We start from the raw sequence: 21,167 nt of genomic DNA, 5'->3' as shown, positions 1-21,167 counted from the left end.
GGACGGCCATGAGCGGGACACCGCAGGACATCGCCGGCGCCTGGCTCCACTCCCACGAGGAGGACACCGCGACCACGGCGGTCTACCGCCCGCGGGACCACCCGTTTCCTCCTTCACGGCGGCCGCGGCGCGGCCTGACGTTCCGGGCGGACGGGACGTTCGCCGAGCTCGTCCCCGGCCCGGCCGACCGCCCGCGGGAGGTGGCGGGCCGCTGGCGGCGTGAGGAGGGGGGCCGGGTGCGCGTCTGGTTTCCCGAGGGCGGGCGCACGCCGTTCGAGCTCACCGTGCTCTCCTGCGCGGGAGGCGTGCTGACCGTCGAGAAACGAGGCGACGGGCCGGGATCCGGATCGGAGCATCCAGATGGACATACCTGGTGAAGTACGGGAGAAGGGCTTAAGGCACGCGAAAGCCGCCGCGGAACGGTACCGGCGGAGCAGTGCCGTACGGGACGAGGCGCACCGCAGGCAGGAGCGGGGCGACGCGTTCCCCGACTCGCCGGAGTCGCTCGCGGCCCGGGCCGCCCGGCTCGTCCAGCGTCACGGCGTGCCGGTGGAGGCGGTGATGGAGGCGACGCGCACCGCGTCACTGGACCGGCCCGCCATGCACGAACGCATCCTGGGCGTCGCGAAGGACCTGCAGGCGTGGAGCTTCCTTCCACGCGGGGCCCGCGCGGCGCGGACCGTCGCCCGCGTCTCGGTGGGCGAGAACGGCCGCGAACTGCCGATCGGCACCGGCTTCCTGGTCTCGCCGCGGCTCCTGATGACCAACCACCACGTGTTCCCCCGGGCCGAGGCCGCACGGCAGGCCTTCGTGGAGTTCGACGCCCAGGTCGGCATCGACAACACGCCCGAGCCGGCCAAGCGGTACACCCTGGACCCGGACACCTTCTTCGTCGCCTGCCAGGACCTCGACTTCGCCCTGGTCCTGGTGAACCCCGGCGCGTCCGGGCGGCCGGTGGGCGAGACGTTCGGCTGGAACCGGCTCAGCGTCCAGCTCGGCAAGCTGGTCGTCGGGGAACCGGTCAACATCGTGGGGCACCCGAGCGGCCGGCTGAAGGAGATCTCCATCCGCGAGAACAGCCTGGAGGTGCGGCTCGACGACTTCCTGCAGTACCGGACCGACACCGAGCCCGGCAGCTCAGGCTCGCCCGTCTACAACGACCAGTGGGAGGTCGCGGCGCTGCACCACGGCGGCGTGCCGAGGACCGACGACCAGGGCCGGATCCTGCGGCGGGACGGCCAGGTCTGGCAGCCCGGCGACGGCGACGACGCCGTCGACTGGATCTCCAACGAGGGCGTCCGCGTCAGCTCCATCCTCAAGCACCTGGCCGGCCTGCCGCTCGACGCGACCCGCCAGGCGTTCCTGGCGGAGATGGGCCCGGAGTCGGGACTCCCCGGCGGCACGACCCCGCACCCGGCCGCACCCGCCGGCGACGGACCCGCCGCGACCACGGCACCCGCCGGCCACGGACCGGCCACGCCGCCCGCCGACGGACCCGTCGCACCCCCCGCCGACGGACCCGTCGCACCCGCCACGCCCGCCGTCGGCGGACCGGCCGCGCCGGCCGCGCTCCGCGGCCGGGGACCGGCCGGGGAGACGGCCGTGCGTCCCGGGCGGGTGCCGCCGGCCGTGGCCCGCGGCGGCCTGGCCGCCGGGGCCGGCGCGTTCGGCGGAGGGCTTCACCTCGTCTTCCTGCACGGCCGCGGCCAGCAGGGACGCGACCCCGAGCACCTGCGCCGCTACTGGACCGCCGGCTTGAACTGCGGGCTCACCCGCGCCGGGCTGCCCACGATCGAACCCGCCGGCGTCTGGTTCCCCTACTACGGGGACCGGCTCGCCGAGGCCCTGCGGCCGTCCAGGACCGCCCCGCCGTCACTGGAGGCGATCGTCGCCGACCCGGTCTCCGGCACCGCGCGCCTGCTGTACGAACAGATGATCACGGAGGCCGCGGCCCGCGCCGGCATGCCCGCCGTGCGGCCCGTCCCCGAGGAGGGGGTGCCCGGCGCCGTCCACCAAGGGCTGAGCTGGCTCGCCGCCGTCACCGACCTGGACCGGCTGGCCATCGCGGCGATCTTCGGGGACGTCGCCGCCTACCTCGACGACGAACGGGTGCGGGAGGCGGTCCTGGACGACGTCCTGCGGACGACGCCGCGGACGGGGCGGGTGGTGCTGGTCAGCCACAGCCTGGGCACGGTCGTCGCGGTGGACCTGCTCACCCGCCTCGCCCCGGAGGCGGACGTCGAGCTGCTCGTGACCGCCGGCAGCCCGCTCGGCATGGACAGCGTGCACGACCGCCTGCTCACCGGCGGCCCCGGGCGCCTGGACCGGGTGGCCCACTGGTACAACGCGTGGTGCCCCACCGACCCGGTCACCATCGGCTGCCCGCTCGGTGACGACTGGCCGGGACGGCTGGTCGAGACATCCGTCGTCAACCCGGCCGGGCGGGTGCACGACATCGAGGAGTACCTCGCCCACCCCGAGGTGGCCGGCGAGATCGGCGGCGCGCTCACCGGCCGCACCGCCATGACGTAGCCGGCGGGACAGGGGCCTACCTCACCACCGGGGCCGCGGGGCGGGCACGGGCGGGAGGCGTTCGGTACGCAGCCACGCGGAGAACAGCGGGTCCAGCGGCGCGGCCGAGTAGCGCGCCGCCAGGCGGGCGAAGTGGCCGGTGGTGACCGTGCCGTGCTGGTAGGTGGCCGTCCATTCGCGGAGCAGCGCGAAGAACGGCTCGTCGCCGAGCGCGCGTCTCAGGGCGTGCAAGGTCAGCGCGCCGCGTTTGTACACACGGTCGTCGAACAGGCGCCGGGGGGCCGGGTCGGCCAGGGGGAAGTCCTGGGGCAGGGTGGCCAGTTTGCGGTGCCAGCGGGCGGCGAGCGCGTCGGCCGTCTCGCCGCCCGATGCCTCCGACCACAACCACTCGGCGTACGCGGCGAAACCCTCGTGCAGCCAGATCTCGCTCCAGCAGCCGAGCGTCAGGCTGTTGCCGAACCACTGGTGGGCCAGCTCGTGCGCGACCAGGCGTTCCTCGCCGCGGCGGCCGTCCACATGGTTGCGCCCGAAGATCGACATTCCCTGCGCCTCGACCGGGATCTCCAGGTCGTCGTCCACCACCACCGCGGTGTACGACCCGAAGGGGTAGGGGCCGAACAGGCCGGTGAACAGGTCGATCATCTGTCCCTGGCGGGCGAAGTCCGTCCGGACCCGCGACCCGAGCCGGGGCGGGTGGAACACCCGTTGCGGCACCGGGCCGGCGAGCGCCGTCTCCTGGTACCGGCCGATCTGCACGCTCGCCAGGTACGTCGCCATCGGCTCCGCCTGCTCGTACACCCAGGTGGTCGTGGACGCGCCGCGGCTGCGGGCGGCCAGGTCGCCGTTGGCCACGACGGTGTACGCCGAACCGGTGGTGACCGATATGCGGTAGGTGGACTTGTCGCCCGGACGGTCGTTGCACGGGAACCACGACGGCGCCCCGGTCGGCTGGCTCGCGACGATCACCCCGTCCGTGAGCCGGTCCCAGCCGAGACCGCCCCAGCGGCTCGGCGCGGGGCGCGGGACGCCCCGGTACTCGACCTCCACGACGAACAGGGTGCCTTCCTGCAGGCCCCGCGCCGGGACGACGCGCAGCTTGTCACCGCGGTGGGTGAACCGGGCCGGCACGCCGTCGACCACCACCCCGTTGACCCGCAGGGCATCCGACAGGTCGAGCGTGAACCCGTTCAGAGGGCCGGTCGCGAACGCCGAGATGACGGCCGACGCGCGCAGCCGGCCGGCGCCCACCCGGTAGTCCAGCGACAACTCGTACCGCTCGGCCCAGTACCCCTCGTTCCCGCGTTCGGGGAAGTAGGGCCGGCGGGAGGCGCCGGGTGCCACGCTCACGTTCGGTCATGCCTTCCAGATCACTTCGACGGGGCGGGAGCCCACGGTCTGATCGGGTTGCCGAACCAGCGGGAGCCCTCGGGCACGGTCTCGCCGCGCATCACCAGGGACGCCGGTCCGATCGTGGTGTCCTGCCCGATGGTCGCCGCCGGGAGGACGACTCCGTGCGGCCCGAGCGTCGCCCCGTTCCGCAGGACGACCCTATCGATGCTCATCACGCGATCATGGAAGAGGTGGGTCTGCAGCACGCACCCGCGGCCGACGCTCGCACCGTCGCCCACCTCGACGAGGTCGGCCTCGGGCAGCCAGTAGGTGTCGCACCAGACCCCGCGGCCGACGCGCGCGCCGAGCGAGCGCAGCCACAGGTTGAGCGGAGCGGTCCCGAGCCACCCCTCGGCGAACCAGGGTGCGGCGAGCACCTCCACGAAGTTGTCGGCCAGTTCGTTGCGCCACACGAACGAACTCCACAGGGGACGGCTGCCCGCGGTGATCCTGCCGACGAGCGCCCACTTGGCCGCGGTGGTGACCGCGGCGGCCGTCACTCCGGCGCCTGCCAGGACGAACCCCGCCGTCAGGGCCGCCGCCGCGAAGCCGTACGAACCCGCGAGGAACTCCAGCGTCGCCGCGACCAGCACGGCGAGCGCCACCGTGAACATCGCGGGGACGACCCGGCAGACCTCCACGAAGGCCCGCGCCGCCTTGAGCCGGCGCGGCGGGTCGTAGGTGCGGCTCCGGTCGCCCGCCTCGGCCGTCCTGCGCAACTCGACCGGGGGCATGCCGAGGTAGGACGACCCCGCCTTGGCCTTCTTCGGCGTGGCCGACAACACGCCGACCAGGCCGTCCTTCGGCACCTTGCGGCCGGGTGCCGTCATACCGGAGTTGCCGAGGAAGGCGCGCTTGCCGATGCGCACCTGGTCCACCCGCAGGCTGCCGTTGACGAGTTCGTACGGCGCGACCATCGTGTCGTCCGCGAGGAACGCCCCGTCGCCCACGGTGGTCATGGTGGGCAGCGCCAGCACCGTGGACAGCTCCACGTCGCGGCCGACCTTCATGCCGAGGGCGCGCAGCCACGCGGGGGTGAGGATGCTGGCGTACAGGGGGAACAGCCAGACGCGGGCCGCCGCCATCAGACGGCCGGTCGCCCAGGCCTGCCACGCCTGGCGGCTGTGCACGGGGTGCCGCCCCGGGCGCAGGCCCACGCCGAGCAGCCGCACGCACACCACGACGATCAGCGCGAACGCCGCCAGCGACGTCACCGTGGCGGGCGCGACGCCGTAGAGCGCCGCGGGCAGCGCCTCCCCGAGCGTGGCCGCGCCGCGGACGAAGGCGTTGAGCACGACCAGGCCGCACAGCGCCGCCAGGATCGGGACCAGGCTCAGGAACATCGCCGACAGCCCGTACATCGCCTCCCAGCGCCGGGACCGCGGCGGCCGTTCCGACGGGGGGAACCGCCGCGCCTTGCCCTGCCGTGTGGCCGGCGCGCCCGCCCAGCGCTCACCGGCGGGGACGGCGCCCTCGACCACGGCGCCCGGGGCCACCTGCGCGTTCTTGCCGATGCGCGCGCCGGGCAGCAAGGTGGCGCGTGCGCCGACCGTGGCGGCGGCGCCGACGCGGATCTCACCGACGCGCAGCAGGTCGCCGTCCAGCCAGTACCCGTGCAGGTCCACCTCGGGTTCGATGGCGGCGTTCTTCCCCAGCCTGAGCATGCCGGTGACCGGGGGCAGCGTGTGCAGGTCGGTGCCCTCGCCGATCTGCGCCCCGAGTGCCCGGGCGTAACGAGCGATCCACGGGGCGCCCGACAGTTGCGCCACCCCGATCTGGAGGGCGAACTGCTCGGCGAACCAGAGCCGCAGGTGCGTGCCCCCGCCGCGGGGGTGGACGCCGGGCCTGAGCCCGCGCAGCAGCAGCCGGGCGGCCGCGGCGGCCAGGCCGATGCGTCCCCAGGGCGAGATGAACAGCAGCCAGCCGGCCAGGACCCACCACCACGAGACGACCGGCGCCCAGGGAAGCGACATGACGTTGTTCAGCGTGGCCAGGCCGACGATCCAGCGCATGCCGCCGACGGTGAGCAGCGGCACCATCAGCGCCGTCTGAGCCGCCGCGGCCCGGCGCGGCACCGGCGTCACGACGCGCCCGGCGGCCGTCACGTCCGGGCGTGCCAGCGCGGCCAGGCGCGCGGCAAGCGCGCCGAGCGACGGGTGCTCGTACACGTCGCGCACCGCCGCGGCCGGGTAGCGGGCGCGCAGCTCCGACACGAGCCGGGCCGCGGCCAGGCTGGTGCCGCCCAGGGTGAAGAAGTCGGCGTCACGGTCCGCGGCGTCCACGCCGAGGATGCCGGACCACCGCTCCGCCACCCACCGCTCGTCGCCGGACAATTCGGCGGTCGCGGCGGGGGACGCGCCCCCGGGCAGGGGCCACGGCAGGGCGTCGCGGTCGATCTTGCCGGAGGTCCGGGTCGGCAGGTGCTCGACGAGCGCGATGCGCGGGACCAGCGCCGCAGGCAGCGCCTCCGCCAGGCGTTCGCGCGCGGCCTCCGGGTCGAAGCCCTCGCCGGGGACGACGTAGCCGACCAGAAGCTGGTGCCCCGATCCGGTGGTGCGGACCGCGGCGGCCGCGCCGAGCACGCCGTCGAGCGCCTGGATCGCCGCGTCGATCTCGCCCAGCTCGATGCGGCGGCCACCGAGCTTGACCTGCTCGTCCGCCCGTCCGACGAAGACCAGGCCCTGCCGTTCCGCCTTCACCAGGTCGCCGCTGCGGTAGGCGCGCTCCCAGCCGAGGGACGGCAGAGGGGCGTACTTCTCGGCGTCCTTGCCGGCGTCGAGGTAGCGGGCCAGGCCGGCGCCGCCGATGACGAGCTGGCCGGTCTCCCCCATGGCGACGGGCTCGCCGTCGCCGCCCACCACCGCGAGGTCCCAGCCGGCCAGCGGCAGGCCGATGCGCACCTGGCCCTGACCGGTCAGCGGGGCGGCGCACGCCACGACGGTGGCCTCGGTCGGGCCGTAGGTGTTCCACACCTCACGCCCCGGCACGGCCAGCCGCTCGGCCAGCTCGGGCGGGCACGCCTCACCGCCGAAGATCAGCAGGCGCACGTCGTCGAGGGTCTCCACCGGCCACAACGACGCCAGGGTCGGCACCGTCGACACGACCGTGACGCCCTTCTCGGCCAGCCAGGGACCGAGGTCCATGCCGGTGCGCACGAGCGCGCGCGGCGCCGGGACCAGGCACGCGCCGTGCCGCCACGCCAGCCACATCTCCTCGCACGACGCGTCGAACGCCACGGAAAGGCCGGCGAGCACACGGTCGCCCGGGCCGATCGGCTCGTCCGCGAGGAACAGCCGCGCCTCGGCGTCGACGAACGCGGCCGCGCTGCGATGCGTCACCGCCACACCCTTGGGCTTGCCCGTCGACCCCGACGTGAAGATGACCCAGGCGTCGTCGTCCGGCCCGGGACGTCCGTCCCTGACGCCATCGCCCACGGCCCGGCCGCCGCGCGGGGTGATCGTGCGGCCCTCGCCGATGACCGCGTGGACGGCCGCCTCGGTGAAGACCAGTTCGGCCCGTTCCGCGGGATCGTCGGCGTCGACGGGGACGTACGCGGCGCCCGCGGTCAGCACGGCGAGGATCGCGACGTAGAGGTCGGCGGTGCCGGACGGCACGCGCACCCCCACGCGGTCGCCGGTCCGCACCCCCGAGGCCCGCAGCTCCCCGGCCAGGCTCTCCACCTCGTCGCTCAGCCCCTGGTAGTCCAGGCGGGTCAGCCCGTCGTCGAGCGCCGCGGCGCGGGGATGGCGACGGGTGGTCTCGGCGAGGACGTCGACCAGCGTCCGGGGCGGGGCCGCCGGCCCGGACAGGAAGACGGCCGGCTCCGCGGCGGGCGCGTCCTGGCCGGCCGGGAGGGGATCGGAGGTGTCCCGCCGGCGCGGCGCGGGGGCGGTGGGCATGCCGTGCGGCCAGGCGTGGCTCGGCTCGGTCTCGACCGGTGATGGGCGCAAGAAGGCTCCTGGTGAGTGCCCGGCGGCCACCGGGTCTTCGTCAGGGGCGTCAGGTGATCCGAGGATCTGGCGGATCACCGATCTGGGTCTCGTCGGCTCCGGGCCGGCCCGACTGACGCCTTGGACATCGCCCGATCTTAACTTCCGTCATGTCGCCGTCTATTCCCGGCAACCCGCCGTACGCCTCCGTGACACCTTCCGCGGCGGCCACGACACGGGGAAGCCCCGGCCTCGTGAGCACAGGCCGGAGCTTCTCCGCGGACAGGATCAGTTCTTCAGGTCCAGGCCGAACAGCAGCGGGTCGTGGTCGGAGGAGCGGTAGGCGTCGGGGGCGTACAGGTACGGCGGGTTGAACTCGGTGTTGTAGTCCATGAAGCGGCCCTCGTCGGCGTTGATGTGCCAGATGGTGGCGCCGGTGACCTTCTTGGCGAGAGCCCTGCCGATCATGGCGTGGTCGAGCTCGCCGGAGAGCGAGTCGAAGACGTAGCTGTAGCGGTCCTTCTTGGCCACGTGCTTCTTGCTCACGCTGACCAGCTTGCCCGCCTCCAGGGTGTCGATCGGGTCCTCCTCGCCGTAGGCGTTGAGGTCGCCGATGACGACGGGGTTGGGCAGGTTGCCGGAGTCGATCAGGCCGAGGATGGCCTGGGCCTGGCGGACGCGCTCGGCGTTGAAGCAGCTCTGGCCGTCACCCTGGTCCAGGTCGGCGCCGGTCGCGCCGTCGCAGCCCTTGGACTTGAAGTGGTTGACCATCATCGTGAAGATCGTGCCGTCGCCGCCCCTGGTGCGCTGGAACATCTGGATCAGCGGCGGGCGGCGGAACACCGGGTCGGCGGAGGACTGGGCGGCGCCCACCGGCTTGAGGACGGCCGGCTTGTAGATCAGGGCGACCTGGATGGCGTCGGTGCCGGGGTTCGGGGAGACGATGCCCTTGTAGGTGCCGGCGCCGACCTGCGCGTTCAGGGCGTCGATCAGGGCGTTGAGCGCGGTGGTGCCGTTGTTCTCGACCTCCATGAGGCCGACCACGTCGGCGTCCAGGCCCTTGAGGGCGGCCACCAGCTTCGGAAGCTGACGGTCGCGCTCCTCGGCGGTGGTGGCGCCGCGGGAGCCCAGCGTGGTGAACCAGTTCAGGGTGTTCAAGCTGGCCACCCGCACGTCGCCGCCGACCTTCTCCGGCTTGACGGGCTTGGGGTTGACGGACTGCACGGCGACCGCCCGGGTGGGCTCCAGGCGGTACAGGTTGAAGCCGTAGGACAACACGCCGGTCAGGTCGTCGATCTGGTCGCCCAGGCGGACCGTGTCGGAGCCCGCGGTGTGGTACGGCAGCGTGGGCGGGTTCTGGACGTTGGAGCCGTCGTCCAGCAGGATGCGGCGGCGGGCGTCCACGGCCGGGTCCACGCCCTCACGGTCGGTGGGCTGGAAGAGGCGGCCCTGCGAGGACAGGGTCATCTCGCCGAAGCGGCCGAGGTTGTAGACCTCGGAGACGGTGAGGTTCTGCGGGAAGGTGACCAGCACACCCTCGTAGCGCTCGTACGTCGTGCCCTCCGCCAGCGGGAGCTGGATCTTGGCGGACTTGACGGTGCCGGTGCCGCAGACGTCCACGGAGGTCGCCGGGGAGATCTCGGTGAGGCCGTTGAACTCGACCGCGGTGCCGCTCACCAGCACGCGGTCACCGACGGCGGCCGGGCGGGTGGTGAAGACGAACAGGCCGTCGGACGTGGCGGGGTCGGCGTCCGGGGTCGGGTCCTGGATGTAGAAGCCGCCGAGGCCGGAGGTGCCCTGGAAGTCGCCGGTCACGACGCCCTCGACCCGCACCTGCGCGCCGGCCAGCGGGCTCGCGTCGCCGGAGCCCTGCACCTGCGCGATCTGGTGGGTGGCAGGGGTCTCACACGTCGGGGTCGGCGTGGGTGTGGGGGTCGGCGTGGGGGTGGGGGTCGGCGTGGGGGTCGGCGTCTCGCTCGGGGTCGGCGTGGGCGTCGGGGTGGGGGTGGGGGTCTCGGTGGGCTCGCCGCAGGGCGCGGCGGGGGTGGCCGAGTTGCGTGGCTCCGGAGCGGCGGCGGTGAAGTCCGCGGCGTTGGCGTCGGTGTCCGTGCAGCCGTGCCCGGCGCGGACGGCCGCGGTGCTGTTGGTCAGCGCCGGGGCCGGGGTTCCCTCGGAGAAGTTCGCGGTGCCGTACCCGACGAGGTCGGCGACGAGCGCGAGCTGCTCGGCGGTGCACGGGGTGGAGCCGCCGTTGCAGGCCAGGCCGTCGGCCGAGCGGACCAGGGCGACCTTGCCGGCCGCGGCGCTCAGCAGGAGGTTGCCCGTGGTGTCGGGCGCCGGCAGCGGGGCGCTCGGGGTGGTGCCCGCGCCGAGCTGGACCAGGTGGTAACGGCCGGGCGCGAGGCTGCCGGAGAGGTTCACCTTGTTGGAGGCGAACGCCCCGGTGCCGGTGGCGCTGGCGTACTGCACCGACCAGCCGTCCAGGGAGACGTCCGCGCCGCTGCGGTTGAACAGCTCGACGAAGTCGTTGGTGAACGGCGCGCCGGAGTTGCCTCCCCCGCCGTACACCTGACTGATCACGACCGTCCCGGGTTCGGCCGAGGCCGGGGACAGAGAGAGGGCGGCGGCGCCGGCGACTGCGACGCCGGCGGCCAGCAGGGCGGCGAGCGCCCGGGATAGACCACGCATGACCGGGAGCGTAGAGCGATCAAACCCCGGTATCTCCACCATGAGCTATATAGAAGATGAAATGACGGAATCTTGATAGAACGTGGCCACCAGTGGTCGGAAGGTTGGCGGGCCTTGCCGTAGCGGGAACGGTGCAAACGGTTCCCCGGTCACATTCCACTCTCCCATGATCACCCAACAACCTGGACGAATACTCCCATATCGGACAGATTTCTTCTTCCTCCCCCCACGCCCCGCCCGTCCCAGCGATCACCCCCGGATCTCAGGGTCGATCCCGGGGTTCCCCCGATGCCGACCGGCGGGGGTGCCCGGGACAATGAACGCATCCGGCCGCCCGTCACGGGCGGCGACACGGCGGGCTTGGGGAGATGATGGCGGGCAGCGGCGCGATCGACGACTACGTGACCACGCTGGCCCGCACGCTGCGCGGCCCGGGGCGGCTGCGGCGGGACATGGTGGCCGAGGCGCGGGACGGGCTGGAGGACGCCGCCGCGGCGTACCGGGACGAGGGGGCCGACCCCGCGGCGGCGGAGCGGATGGCGGTGGCCGAGTTCGGGCCGGTCGCGGAGATCGCCCCCGGTTACCAGGACGAGCTGGCCGCGTGCGAGGGCCGCAGGACCGCCGCCGCGCTGTTCCTCGTCGTGCCGGTCGTCACCGTGTCGTGGAGCCTGGTCTGGCAGATCTACCCCGAGCTGCCGCCGCCCACCTACGAGGGCAAGCCGTCGTGGTTCATGCCGCTCGCCCGCTTCCTGGACTTCTTCCAGCTCACCATGGGCCTGCTCGGCGCGACGGCGCTGCTCCTGCTCGGACGCAGGTGGCGCGGCGTGCGGCGGGCCGAGCCGCTCACCCGGGCGCTCGGCGTCCTGCTGTGGATCCAGGTGCCCGCCATCTTCGTCATGGGCATGGCGCTGTCCGCCGGCGCCGGCTCCGCGCTCGACGGCTTCAGCCGCTACACACCCGGTCTCGTGCTGGCCGCCGTCAGCTACCTCTCCCAGGGGTGGCTGCTGTACTGCGCCACCCGCTGCCTGATCGTCACCCGGGGCACCGCCGCCCCGCTGCCCGCCGGGCGGCGCATCCTCGGCTAGGTCACCCCGGCCGCACCACGGTGTCCTGGGCAGGCCACCTCCACGCGTACCAGACGATCAGCGACATGCAGGCGACCTCCACGGCCGTGAAGAACACGGAATGGAGGTTCACCGTTCCGCCGACCGTCGTGAACACGATGGTCACCACGCCTGCGATGACGTTCGCCAGGCGATTCGCCGGGCGCTCCAGCACCCGGGACAGATAGATCATCAGGATGGGGATCTCCAGCAGCACCGCGGAACCCAGCAGGATCGCCGAGGTGATCCGGAGAGATCCGGCGTATCCCGTCATGAACCCCTGGATGGTGCCGGGGGTGATGAAGTTAAGAATGTCCGCGAACAGCATGTTGCACAGCACGACGATCCAGAGTGTCGAGATCCGCGCCTTCGTGCCGACCCGCATGGGTGACGCCTGTGCTTCCGCCCTTGTCGTCATTTCGTCGCTCCTGTCCGCCGGCACCTGGTCCGGCCGTCCGCGTGGCTTGTGGCGTCCATGCGGGCCAGCCTGCCGGGGACGCCCGGAGCGCCGCATCGCTCCCAAGTCGGCGCCGGCCGGACTCAGGTCTACGTACGGGCATCGACTTCGGTCGGACGCCGCGGACAGGCGGCATCGACTTTGGTCGGATGCCCGCCGGACCGGCCGTCACGTATCGTTCCCGCCATGACCACTCCGGCGGCCCTGGAGGGGCATGGCCCGCCGCCCACCGGCTCGTCCGGCGGCGCCCGCTCCGACCGGCTGGGCCGGGCCCCGCGCGCGCGGCGCGACCAGGTGGCGGACGGCGCGTTCTTCTCGCTGGCCGTGTGCTTCACCGTCCTGGTCCTCCTGGACGGCCTGGATCACCGTCTGCCGCCGGAGGTGCTCGCCGTGGATCTCGCCCTGGGCGGGCTGAGCTGTCTCGGGGTGCTGGTGCGGCGGCGCCGGCCGGTCGGCCTGGCGGTGGCCGCGGGACTGTTCGGCGTCTTCTCGCTGGCCGCCTCGGGCGTGGCGCTGATCGCGCTGTTCACCGTCGCGGTGCACCGGCGCTTCGCGGTGGTCGCCCTCGTCGTGGCCTGGCACTCGATCACCGCGACCCTCTCCCTCCTGGCCCGGCCGGACATGTCGGTGACGCACTGGTCGCAGGCCGTCCTCGGCGTCGTCCTCGTGACGGCGATACTCGCGTGGGGGATGTTCGTCCGGGCCCGGCGGCAGTCCCTGAGTGAACGTGCCCGGCGGGCCGAGGCCGAGCGGGAGCTGCTGGTGGCCCGGGCACGCCAGCTCGAACGCAACCGGATCGCCCGGGAGATGCACGACGTGCTCGCCCACCGCATCTCGCTGGTGAGCCTGCACGCCGGGGCGCTGGAGCTGCGCCTCGGCGCCTCCTCCGGCGAGGACGCCCGCGCCGCCGGGGTGATCCGCGACTGCGCCCACCAGGCGCTGGAGGACCTGCGGGAGGTGATCGGCGTGCTGCGTGAGGACCCGGCCGCTCCGACGGCGACGCGCCGGACCGGCCCCAGCCCACCCTGGTCGACCTGCCCGAGCTGGCCGAGGAGTCCCGGCGCGCCGGGACTCCGGTCCTGCTGGAGTGCCAGGTGGACGATCCGGGCGACGTGCCCGCGGTGGCGGGCCGCGGCGCGTACCGGATCGTGCAGGAAGGACTCACCAACGCCCGCAAGCACGGCCACGGCGCCGGGGCGTCGGTCACCGTCCGGGGCGCCGCCGGCGAAGGGCTGACCGTCGAGATCCGCAACCCGCTGCCGCCGGGCGCCGCCGGTGGCGCCGCCATCCCCGGCGCGGGCACCGGCCTCATCGGGCTGGCGGAACGGACCGGTCTCGCCGGAGGGCGCCTGGAGCACGGCCGCACCGGGTCAGGGGACTTCCGGCTCTGGGCGTGGTTGCCGTGGCCGAGGTGAACGACCCGATCCGGATCCTCGTCGTCGACGACGACCCGCTCGTCCGGGCCGGGCTCGCGATGATCATCGCCACCTCGCCCGGCCTGGCCGTGGTGGCCGAGGCGGCCGACGGCACGGAGGTGGCCGCCGCGGTCGACGCCCACGCCCCCGACGTGGTGCTGATGGACATCCGGATGCCCACGCTCGACGGCCTCGCCGCCACCGAACTGCTCCGTGCCCGGCCCCGGCCGCCGGAGGTCATCGTGCTGACGACCTTCCACGCCGACGCGTACGTGCTGCGCGCGTTACGCGCCGGAGCGAGCGGCTTCCTGCTCAAGGACACCCGCCCGGCCGAGATACTGCGCGCGATCTTCCGGGTGGCCGAGGGCGAACCCATCCTGTCGCCGGTGGTGACCCGGCAACTCATCGCCCACCTCGGCGAGACCGGGGCGGAACCCCGGCGGCGGCAGGCGCGGGCCCTGCTGAGCCGGTTGAGCGACCGCGAGCGGGAGGTGGCGGTGGCGGTCGGCCGGGGCAGGTCCAACGGGGAGATCAGCGGCGAGCTGTTCATGAGCGTGGCCACCGTCAAGGCACACGTGTCGCGGATCCTCACCAAGCTCGACCTCAACAACCGCACCCAGATCGCCCTGCTCGCCCATGACGCCGGGCTGACGGGCTGACCCGGGAGGGCCGGAACGCCAGGAGCCCGGCGGCAGGCGCCCCGTGAGACACGCGCGGGCGGGCGTGCGGCTCGCCGGCCCCCCGGCGCCGGTCAGGGTTGTGAGCGTGGCGTGAGGATCTTGGTCACCACTCCGGAGAAGTCGCTCCAGGCGGAGCGCTCCCCGGCCAGGGCGGCCCGGCCCGAGCGGGTCAGGCGGTAGGTGCGGCGTTTGCGCCCGCCGACCGTGGCCCACTCGCTGGTGAGGTGGCCGACCCGCTCGAGCCGCCGCAGCGCGGGGTACACGGTGCCGGTCGGCACGCTGAGCGCACCCCCGCTGCGCTGCTGCAACGCCTCGATGATCGCGTACCCGTGCAGCGGCTCGTCCTCAAGGACGGAGAGCAGCAAGGCGTCCATGTGGCCGCGCAGCGCGTCGGTGTTCACCGCTGAAGCCTATCCGGAATTCGCATGTAGACAGTCTACATGTAGGCTCTCTATATGTAGGCAGGCATAACTACCGGACTTCGGAAGAGGCACCATGGACGTGCTCGACCTGGCCCGGCTGCAGTTCGCGGTGACGGGGAGCCTTCACTTCCTGTTCGTCGTGCTGACGCTGGGCCTGGCCCCCCTCGTGGCGATCATGCAGACCCGCCATCTGCGCACCGGCCTTCCCGTCTTCGAGCGGATGACCCGCTTCTGGGGGCAGATCTACGTCATCAACTACGCGGTCGGCGTGTTCACCGGCCTGGTGATGGAGTTCCAGTTCGGCCTGAACTGGAGTGGCCTGTCGCACTTCGCGGGCGACGTGTTCGGCGCGCCGCTGGCGATGGAGACCCTGATCGCGTTCTTCCTGGAGTCCACGTTCCTCGGCCTGTGGATCTTCGGCTGGAACCGGTTGCCGAGAGGGCTGCACCTGGCGTGCATCTGGCTGGTGGCGCTCACCGCGTACGCCAGCGCGTTCTTCATCATGGTGGCCAACTCCTTCCTGCAGCACCCGGCGGGCTCGGTGCTCAGGGGCGGGCGCCTGGTGCTCGACGACGTGGGGGCGCTTTTCGCCAACCCGGCCCTGATCATGGCGTTCCCGCACGTCATCGGGGCCGGGTTGTTCGCCGGCGGGGCCGTCGTCATGGGCGCGAGCGCCTACAAGCTGTTCCGCCGCACCGGTGAGCAGGAGTTCTTCCGCCGGTCGCTGCGCACCGGAGTCATGTGGGCCACCATCGGCAGCCTGCTGGCGACGGGGTTCGGGTACGCGCAGTTCGGCATGCTGAACGGCATCCAGCCGGGCAAGTTCGACGGTGAGCTCGCCGGGATGGCGCTCGCCAACATGAGGCTCATCGGCGAGCTCTCGCAGGCGCTGTTCCTGCTCGTCCTCGCGCCGCTGCTGTTCCGGCACCTGCTGGCCCGCGCCCGGTGGGTCCACCCGCTGCTGATGCTGCTGACGCCGCTGCCGTTCGTCGCGGCGCTGTTCGGCTGGCTGGCCCGTGAGGCGGGGCGGCAGCCGTGGGTGGTGTACGGCAAGCTCGACGTCGCCCACGCCATGTCCCCGGGGCTGACCTATGGCAGCGTGATGGTGTCCTTCGTGGCCTTCGCGGGGGTGCTCGGGCTGCTGGCCCTTGTCGACTACCTGCTGATCGCGCGGGCCGTGCGGCGCGGGCCCGGGCAGGTGGCCCTCGGGGCGCCCGCGCCCGCCGATCCGTCCCCCTCCCCCGCCCTCGCCCTCTGAAGGAGCCCCCATGGAGATCATCTGGCTCGCGGTCTTCGCGGTGCTGCTGGCGGGCTACTTCGCCCTGGAAGGCTTCGACATCGGGCTCGGCATGCTGCTGCCCGTGCTGGCCAGGGCCCGCGAGCGCGCCGGGGAGCCCGGCACGCGGCAGGACCAGCGCGACCACCTGGTGGCCGCGATGGCGCCGTTCGTGCTGGCCAACGAGGTGTGGCTGGTCGCCGTCGCCGGCACGCTGTTCGGGGTGTTCCCTCCGCTGGAGGGACGGGTGTTCGGAGGGCTGTACCCGGTCGTGGTGCTGCTGGTCACGTCGTGGATCCTGCGGGACGCCGGGCTGTGGTTCCGGCGCAGGATGGACGGCCGGGCCTGGCGGGCGTTCTGGGACGCGGTGCTGTGCGCCGGGTCGTGGGGGCTGGCGCTGAGCTGGGGCGTGACGCTGGCCTCGGTGCTGCGCGGCCTGCCCGGGCAGCCGTTCGACGTGATCGGGCTGCTGTACGGCGTGGTGGTCGCCGCCGTGCTCGCCGTCCACGGCCGGTCGTTCGCCGCGTGGCGGCTGTCGGGGCCCCGGGAGACCGGACGCACCGGGCGGCGGCTGGCGCTGACGGCGGCGCTCGCCGTGCTGCCGGTCGCGGTGCCGCTCGCGGTGGCCGCTCCGTCACTGCTCGGCAACACCGCGTCACCGGCGGCGCTGAATGTGCTCAGTGTCATGGCGCTACCGGTGCTTCCCATCCTCGTGGTGGCGCAAGTATGGGTATGGCGCACGTTCTCCCCGGGCCGGGAGCTCCGGGAACGGGGGCGGACGGGCGCCCGCGTCCCGTCCTTCTTCTAGGGAATCGATGCACAAGGAACTGCTGCGGCTGGCGCGGACCGAACCGGCGGTCCGCCGCCACCTGCTGGTGTGCCTGGCGGCCGCCGTCGCCGCCGGGCTGCTGGTGCTGGCCCAGGCCGAGGTGCTGTCCGGGGTGCTGTCCGGCGCCCTGCCGCTGACGGCGCTCCCGGCGCTGGCGGCCGTGGTGGTGGCGCGGGCCCTGCTCGGCGCCGCGCAGGGGACGGCCGCGGGCCGTACCGCCACCGCGCTGAAGGGGGTGCTGCGGCACCGGCTGCTGTCGCGCCTGCGCGGCCTCGGGCCGGCGCGGCTCACCGCGCACCGCTCGGGAGAGCTGGTCACGCTCGCCGGGCGGGGCCTGGACGCCCTGGACCCCTACGTCACCGGCTACCTGCCCGCCGTCGCGGTCGCCGCCGTCGTCCCGGTGGCGGTCCTCGCCCGGCTGTTCGTCGCCGACCCGGCCACGGGTGCCGTCGTGCTGCTGACGCTGCCCCTCATCCCCGTCTTCGGCGCCCTGGTCGGCTGGCAGACCAAGGCCGTCACCGAACGCCAGTGGCGGGCCCTGTCGCGTCTCGGCGGCCACTTCCTCGACGTCGTGCGCGGCCTGCCCACCCTGCGCGCCTTCGGCCGGGCCCGCTACCAGACCACCGTGATCCGCCAGGTGGCCGGTGCCCACCGCGCCGCCACCATGCGCACCCTGCGCGTCGCCTTCCTGTCCTCCCTGGTGCTGGAACTGGTCGCGTCCCTCTCCCTGGCGCTGGTGGCCGTCCCGGTGGGCCTGCGCCTCCTGTCCGGCAGCCTGGACCTGCCCACCGCCCTCCTGGTCCTGCTCCTCGCCCCCGAGGCCTACCTGCCCCTGCGCGCGATGGGCACCAAGTTCCACGCCTCGATGGAAGGCGTAGCCGCCGCCGACGACACCTTCGCAGTAATCAACGACACCCCACCCACCACCGACACCACACCCGCGGCCACACCTCCCCTCAGCACCCCCGGCACCACAACCCCCACCCCCGGCACCTCCGACAGCACCTCCCGCACCTCCGGCAGCACCCCGGGCACCGCCACCCCCGGCACCGCCACCCCCGGCACCGCCACCCTCGGGACCGCCAGCTCCGGCACACCCGGCACCGCCACCTCCGGCACACCCGGCACCGCCACCTCCGGCACACCCGGCACCGCCACCTCCGGCACACCCGGCACCGCCACCTCCGGCACACCGGGCATCGCACCCGTCGGCTCGACGCGTCCAGCGCACGACCGCGAGTCTGTCCCGCCGGACATTTCCGGAATCGGGGATATCGGGGGCGGTGTCCCGGAGATCCGGCTGGAGGACGTGACGGTGCGGTACCCGGGGCGGCGGGAGGCCGCGCTGGACGGGGTGTCGCTGGTGATCGAGCCCGGCGAACGGGTGGCGCTGGTCGGGGAGAGCGGGGCGGGCAAGAGCACGCTGCTCGGGCTGTTGCTGGGGTTCGTGGTGCCGGAGTCGGGGCGGGTGCTGGTCGGCGGGGCCGACCTGGCCCACGTCGACCTCGACGAGTGGCGGCGCAGGCTGGCGGTGGTGCCGCAGCGGCCGCATCTGTTCGCCGGCACGGTGGAGGACAACATCCGCATGGCGTCGGACGCCACGCCACAGGACGTGCGGGCGGCGGCGGTGGCCGCGGAAGCGGACGAGTTCATCGAGGCGCTGCCCGACGGGTACGCCACCGTCGTCGGTGATCGGGGAGCGAACCTGTCGGCGGGGCAGCGGCAGCGGGTCGCGCTGGCGCGGGCGTTCTGCCGCCCAGCCGCCGGGGTGCTCCTGCTGGACGAGCCGACGGCCCGGCTGGACGGCCGCAGCGAGGCGGCGATCGTGGCGGCGACCGGGGCCCTCGCGGCCGGGCGCACCGCCGTCATCGTCGCCCACCGGCCCGCGATGATCGACCTCGCCGGCCGGGTCGTCCGCCTCCACGGCGGCCGGGTCGTCCCCGAGCCGATGACCACCGGGAGCGTCCGATGAACCGCGTGTGGCGGCAGGAGGGCATGGCGCGCCGTGCCGTGGCGGCGGCCGCGGCCGGGGCGGCGGCGGAGCTCGCGGGCCTCGGGCTGATCGGGGCGGCGGCGTGGCTGATCACGCGGGCGGCCGAGCAGCCGGAGCTGGCGGCGCTGAGCGTGGCGATCGTCGCGGTCCGGGCGTTCGCGACCAGCCGTGGCCTGTTCCGGTACGGCGAGCGGCTGGCCGGGCACGACGTGGCGCTGCGCGCCCAGGCGGCGACCCGCGAGGAGCTGTACGAGGCGCTGGCGCCCGCGGGGACGTCGCGGCTGCGCGGCGCGGACGTGCTGAGCCGCATGGTGGACGACACCGACGCGGTGCAGGACCTTCTGGTGCGGTGCCTGCTGCCCGCCGTCGCCGCCACGGTGACCGCCGCCGCCGCGGTCGGGCTCGGCGCCGCCCTGCTGCCCGCCGCCGCGCTCACCCTGCTGGCCGGGCTGGCGTTCGCCGGAGGGCTGCTGCCCGCGCTGGCGGCGGCCGCCGCGCGCAGACGGTCGGCCGCGCTGGCGCCCGCCCGCGCCGAGCTGGCCGCACGGGTGGCCGACCTGGTGCACGGCGCCGCCGACCTCGCCGCCTACGGCGCCGGGGACCGCGCGCTCGCCGCCGCGGCCGAGGCAGGGGACCGCCTGGCGGCGCTGGAGCGGCGGCAGGCCAGGGCCGGCGCCACCACCCTCGCGCTCGGCACGCTCGCCCAGGGGCTCACCGTCGCGGCGATCGTGCTGGTGGCGCAGCGGGCGGGCCTCGGCCAGGTGCCCACCGCGGTGCTGGCGCTGACGTCCCTGGTGGCGTTCGAGCCGGTGCTGCCGCTGGCCGCCGCCGGCGAGCGGTTCGCCGGGGTCACGGCCGCCCTGCGCAGGCTGCGCGAGGTCCGCGCCACTCCCCCGGCGGTCGCCGAGCCCGCGGCGCCGGCCGCCGCGCCCGACGGGCCGCTCACCGTGCAGGCCGAGGATCTCGTCGTGCGGCACGCCCCCGGCCTGCCGCCCGCCCTGGACGGCGTCTCGCTCACCCTCACCCCGGGCCGCCGCGTCGCGGTGGTCGGCCCGAGCGGCGCGGGCAAGAGCACCTTGCTGGCGGCGCTGATGCGCACCGTCGAGCCCGAGTCCGGCGCGATCCTGCTGAACGGCGTGGACGCGCGCGACCTGTCCCCCGACGACGTGCGGGAGCGCGTCACCGGCCTCACCCAGGACCCGTACGTGTTCCGCGCCACCCTGCGCGACAACCTGCTGCTGGCCGGACCCGACGCGACCCAGGAAGAACTGGCGGCGGCCGTGCGGCGGGCCCGGCTGGCGGACTGGGTGGAGCGCACCGGCTGGGACACCACGCTCGGCGAGGACGGCCGCACCGTCTCCGGCGGCCAGCTCCAGCGTCTCGCGCTGGCCCGCGCGCTGCTGCGCGACCCGGAGGTGCTGCTGCTCGACGAGCCCGCCGAAGCCCTGGACCCCGGCACGGCGGACGCCCTGATGGCCGACCTGCTGGACGCCACCCACGGCCGCACGACGCTGCTGGTCACCCACCGCCTGCACGGCCTTGAGCACCTCGACGAGATCATCGTGCTGGAGGACGGCCGGGTCACCCAGCGCGGCACCCACGAGGAGCTGGCCGCCGTCCCCGGCTACTACCGGGATCTGCGGCGGTCGGAGGCCCTCACCGCCCGCACCGAGACGCCGGAGCCCGCATGATCGATCACGCCCCCACCGCCGCGCTCGTGGACCGCTTCCTCACCGGCATCGCCCCCCTCGTCCCGCTGCGCGCGTTATGGGCGCACGGGTCCCTCGCCGGGGGCGACTACCGTCCCGGCCGCAGCGACCTTGACCTGGTCGCCGTCCTCGACCGCCCGTGCACCCCCGGCGAGGAAGAACGGCTGGAGCGGATCCACCGGCGCCTGGACGCGGACGACCCGCTCGCGGCCGGGCTGCACTGCGGGTACGGCGTCGCCGGCGAGCTGGAGGACCCCGACCGGGACCACCTGGTCTGGGCGCACCGCGAGCTCTACCGCCGCCCCATCAGCACGGTCACCCGCAGGGAGCTGCACGATTTCGGATCGGTCCTGTACGGCGACGCGCCGGACGCCCTCCTGCCGCCGGTCACCGGACCGCAGCTCGCCGCGTACGTGGTCCGCGACCAGCGGGACTACTGGCGCCCCACTCTCGCCCACCCCGAGCATTGGCTCCAGGACATCTATGTGGACCTCGGCATGACCACCCACGCCCGTGCCACGGTCACCCTCAGGGACGGCGCCCTCATCACCAAAGCCGCCGCCCTCGCCGAACTGCGCGCCATGGGCGCCCCCGCCGAGGTCGTGGACGACATCGAACGCCGCCGCTACCACGACGCCCCCGCCCCGCCCACCGAGGCGTGGCTCGCCCACCGCGCGAACCTGACCCGCGCCTGGCTCATCCCCGCCGTCGACGCCCTGCTGGCCGCGCACCCCGCCGGGTGACG

Annotated in this window: 16 protein-coding genes; 11 read left to right on the top strand and 5 right to left on the bottom strand. The window is 74.2% G+C overall.

All coding sequences use genetic code 11. From position 1 onward, the window contains the following. The first annotated feature begins 8 nt into the window (after positions 1-8). Both ABGB17_RS00865 and ABGB17_RS00860 read left to right on the top strand, forming a co-directional pair. On the top strand, positions 9-377 hold the full coding sequence (locus ABGB17_RS00865; protein ID WP_347625719.1) for a hypothetical protein: 369 nt from the start codon (positions 9-11) through the stop codon (positions 375-377). Beyond that, entirely contained in the window at positions 361-2,532 is a 2,172-nt protein-coding gene (locus ABGB17_RS00860; protein WP_347625718.1) for a serine protease, read from the top strand. The genes ABGB17_RS00865 and ABGB17_RS00860 overlap by 17 nt, the downstream gene beginning before the upstream one ends. Before the next feature lie 21 nt (positions 2,533-2,553). On the opposite strand, the gene ABGB17_RS00855 is transcribed toward ABGB17_RS00860, so the two are convergent. The 3 genes from ABGB17_RS00855 to ABGB17_RS00845 form a co-directional block, all read right to left on the bottom strand. Beyond that, positions 2,554-3,879 (bottom strand): M1 family metallopeptidase, encoded by a 1,326-nt coding sequence (locus tag ABGB17_RS00855; protein WP_347625717.1) that lies wholly within the window; start codon positions 3,877-3,879, stop codon positions 2,554-2,556. A gap of 20 nt (positions 3,880-3,899) precedes the next feature. After that, positions 3,900-7,871 carry a Pls/PosA family non-ribosomal peptide synthetase gene (locus tag ABGB17_RS00850; protein ID WP_347625716.1) on the bottom strand — a complete coding sequence of 1,324 codons (3,972 nt, stop codon included), beginning with the start codon at positions 7,869-7,871 and terminating at the stop codon, positions 3,900-3,902. 267 nt (positions 7,872-8,138) lie between these two features. Continuing rightward, positions 8,139-10,538, bottom strand: a complete 2,400-nt coding sequence (locus ABGB17_RS00845; protein WP_347625715.1) for an ExeM/NucH family extracellular endonuclease — start codon at positions 10,536-10,538, stop codon at positions 8,139-8,141. Positions 10,539-10,906: 368 nt separating this feature from the next. Between ABGB17_RS00845 and ABGB17_RS00840 the strand changes: the two genes are divergently transcribed. Then, positions 10,907-11,623 carry a permease prefix domain 1-containing protein gene (locus ABGB17_RS00840; RefSeq protein ID WP_347625714.1) on the top strand — a complete coding sequence of 239 codons (717 nt, stop codon included), beginning with the start codon at positions 10,907-10,909 and terminating at the stop codon, positions 11,621-11,623. A 1-nt stretch (position 11,624) separates the two neighbouring features. Here the strand turns inward: ABGB17_RS00840 and ABGB17_RS00835 are convergent, their stop codons facing one another. After that, the gene (locus ABGB17_RS00835; protein ID WP_347625713.1) at positions 11,625-12,026 is read right to left on the bottom strand and encodes a DUF6326 family protein; all 402 of its coding nucleotides are present in this window, start codon (positions 12,024-12,026) and stop codon (positions 11,625-11,627) included. Positions 12,027-12,284: 258 nt separating this feature from the next. Here ABGB17_RS00835 and ABGB17_RS00830 point away from each other — a divergent pair, with 258 nt between their 5' ends. The 3 genes from ABGB17_RS00830 to ABGB17_RS00820 are packed head-to-tail and all read left to right on the top strand — an operon-like array spanning position 12,285 to position 14,172. After that, positions 12,285-13,334 carry a histidine kinase dimerization/phosphoacceptor domain-containing protein gene (locus tag ABGB17_RS00830; RefSeq protein ID WP_347625712.1) on the top strand — a complete coding sequence of 350 codons (1,050 nt, stop codon included), beginning with the start codon at positions 12,285-12,287 and terminating at the stop codon, positions 13,332-13,334. Beyond that, entirely contained in the window at positions 13,247-13,513 is a 267-nt protein-coding gene (locus ABGB17_RS00825) for a hypothetical protein (RefSeq protein WP_347625711.1), read from the top strand. Before ABGB17_RS00830 ends, ABGB17_RS00825 begins: the two co-directional genes overlap by 88 nt. Next, positions 13,501-14,172: a response regulator transcription factor gene (locus ABGB17_RS00820; RefSeq protein WP_347625710.1), complete on the top strand. Its 672-nt coding sequence runs from the start codon at positions 13,501-13,503 to the stop codon at positions 14,170-14,172. Before ABGB17_RS00825 ends, ABGB17_RS00820 begins: the two co-directional genes overlap by 13 nt. 92 nt (positions 14,173-14,264) lie before the next feature. Here the strand turns inward: ABGB17_RS00820 and ABGB17_RS00815 are convergent, their stop codons facing one another. Continuing rightward, the gene (locus ABGB17_RS00815; RefSeq protein ID WP_347625709.1) at positions 14,265-14,594 is read right to left on the bottom strand and encodes a helix-turn-helix transcriptional regulator; all 330 of its coding nucleotides are present in this window, start codon (positions 14,592-14,594) and stop codon (positions 14,265-14,267) included. A 94-nt stretch (positions 14,595-14,688) separates the two neighbouring features. On the opposite strand from ABGB17_RS00815, the gene ABGB17_RS00810 reads away from it, so the two are divergent. The 5 genes from ABGB17_RS00810 to ABGB17_RS00790 are packed head-to-tail and all read left to right on the top strand — an operon-like array spanning position 14,689 to position 21,165. Further along, complete coding sequence (locus ABGB17_RS00810; protein WP_347625708.1) at positions 14,689-15,873, top strand: cytochrome ubiquinol oxidase subunit I; 1,185 nt, start codon at positions 14,689-14,691, stop codon at positions 15,871-15,873. 10 nt (positions 15,874-15,883) lie between these two features. Beyond that, on the top strand, positions 15,884-16,699 hold the full coding sequence (locus tag ABGB17_RS00805) for a cytochrome d ubiquinol oxidase subunit II (protein WP_347625707.1): 816 nt from the start codon (positions 15,884-15,886) through the stop codon (positions 16,697-16,699). Positions 16,700-16,706: 7 nt separating this feature from the next. After that, complete coding sequence (locus ABGB17_RS00800; protein ID WP_347625706.1) at positions 16,707-18,692, top strand: ATP-binding cassette domain-containing protein; 1,986 nt, start codon at positions 16,707-16,709, stop codon at positions 18,690-18,692. Continuing rightward, entirely contained in the window at positions 18,689-20,404 is a 1,716-nt protein-coding gene (gene cydC, locus ABGB17_RS00795; protein WP_347625705.1) for a thiol reductant ABC exporter subunit CydC, read from the top strand. Before ABGB17_RS00800 ends, cydC begins: the two co-directional genes overlap by 4 nt. Then, positions 20,401-21,165: a nucleotidyltransferase domain-containing protein gene (locus ABGB17_RS00790; protein WP_347625704.1), complete on the top strand. Its 765-nt coding sequence runs from the start codon at positions 20,401-20,403 to the stop codon at positions 21,163-21,165. Before cydC ends, ABGB17_RS00790 begins: the two co-directional genes overlap by 4 nt. Positions 21,166-21,167 lie beyond the last annotated feature (2 nt).

The sequence above is a fragment of the Sphaerisporangium sp. B11E5 genome (assembly GCF_039871875.1).
Classification (GTDB): Bacteria; Actinomycetota; Actinomycetes; order Streptosporangiales; family Streptosporangiaceae; genus Sphaerisporangium.
The sequence above is the reverse complement of the archived record's forward strand: the minus strand, read 5'-3'. Positions and strand labels throughout refer to the sequence as shown.

Excerpts from the sequence above, each read along its gene's own strand:
- ABGB17_RS00830 (WP_347625712.1), top strand. The coding sequence starts at position 12,285 with ATGACCACTCCGGCGGCCCTGGAGGGGCATGGCCCGCCGCCCACCGGC.
- ABGB17_RS00840 (WP_347625714.1), top strand. The coding sequence starts at position 10,907 with ATGATGGCGGGCAGCGGCGCGATCGACGACTACGTGACCACGCTGGCC.
- ABGB17_RS00800 (WP_347625706.1), top strand. The coding sequence starts at position 16,707 with ATGCACAAGGAACTGCTGCGGCTGGCGCGGACCGAACCGGCGGTCCGC.
- ABGB17_RS00845 (WP_347625715.1), bottom strand. The coding sequence starts at position 10,538 with ATGCGTGGTCTATCCCGGGCGCTCGCCGCCCTGCTGGCCGCCGGCGTC.
- cydC (WP_347625705.1), top strand. The coding sequence starts at position 18,689 with ATGAACCGCGTGTGGCGGCAGGAGGGCATGGCGCGCCGTGCCGTGGCG.
- ABGB17_RS00790 (WP_347625704.1), top strand. The coding sequence starts at position 20,401 with ATGATCGATCACGCCCCCACCGCCGCGCTCGTGGACCGCTTCCTCACC.
- ABGB17_RS00805 (WP_347625707.1), top strand. The coding sequence starts at position 15,884 with ATGGAGATCATCTGGCTCGCGGTCTTCGCGGTGCTGCTGGCGGGCTAC.
- ABGB17_RS00865 (WP_347625719.1), top strand. The coding sequence starts at position 9 with ATGAGCGGGACACCGCAGGACATCGCCGGCGCCTGGCTCCACTCCCAC.
- ABGB17_RS00835 (WP_347625713.1), bottom strand. The coding sequence starts at position 12,026 with ATGCGGGTCGGCACGAAGGCGCGGATCTCGACACTCTGGATCGTCGTG.
- ABGB17_RS00810 (WP_347625708.1), top strand. The coding sequence starts at position 14,689 with ATGGACGTGCTCGACCTGGCCCGGCTGCAGTTCGCGGTGACGGGGAGC.
- ABGB17_RS00860 (WP_347625718.1), top strand. The coding sequence starts at position 361 with ATGGACATACCTGGTGAAGTACGGGAGAAGGGCTTAAGGCACGCGAAA.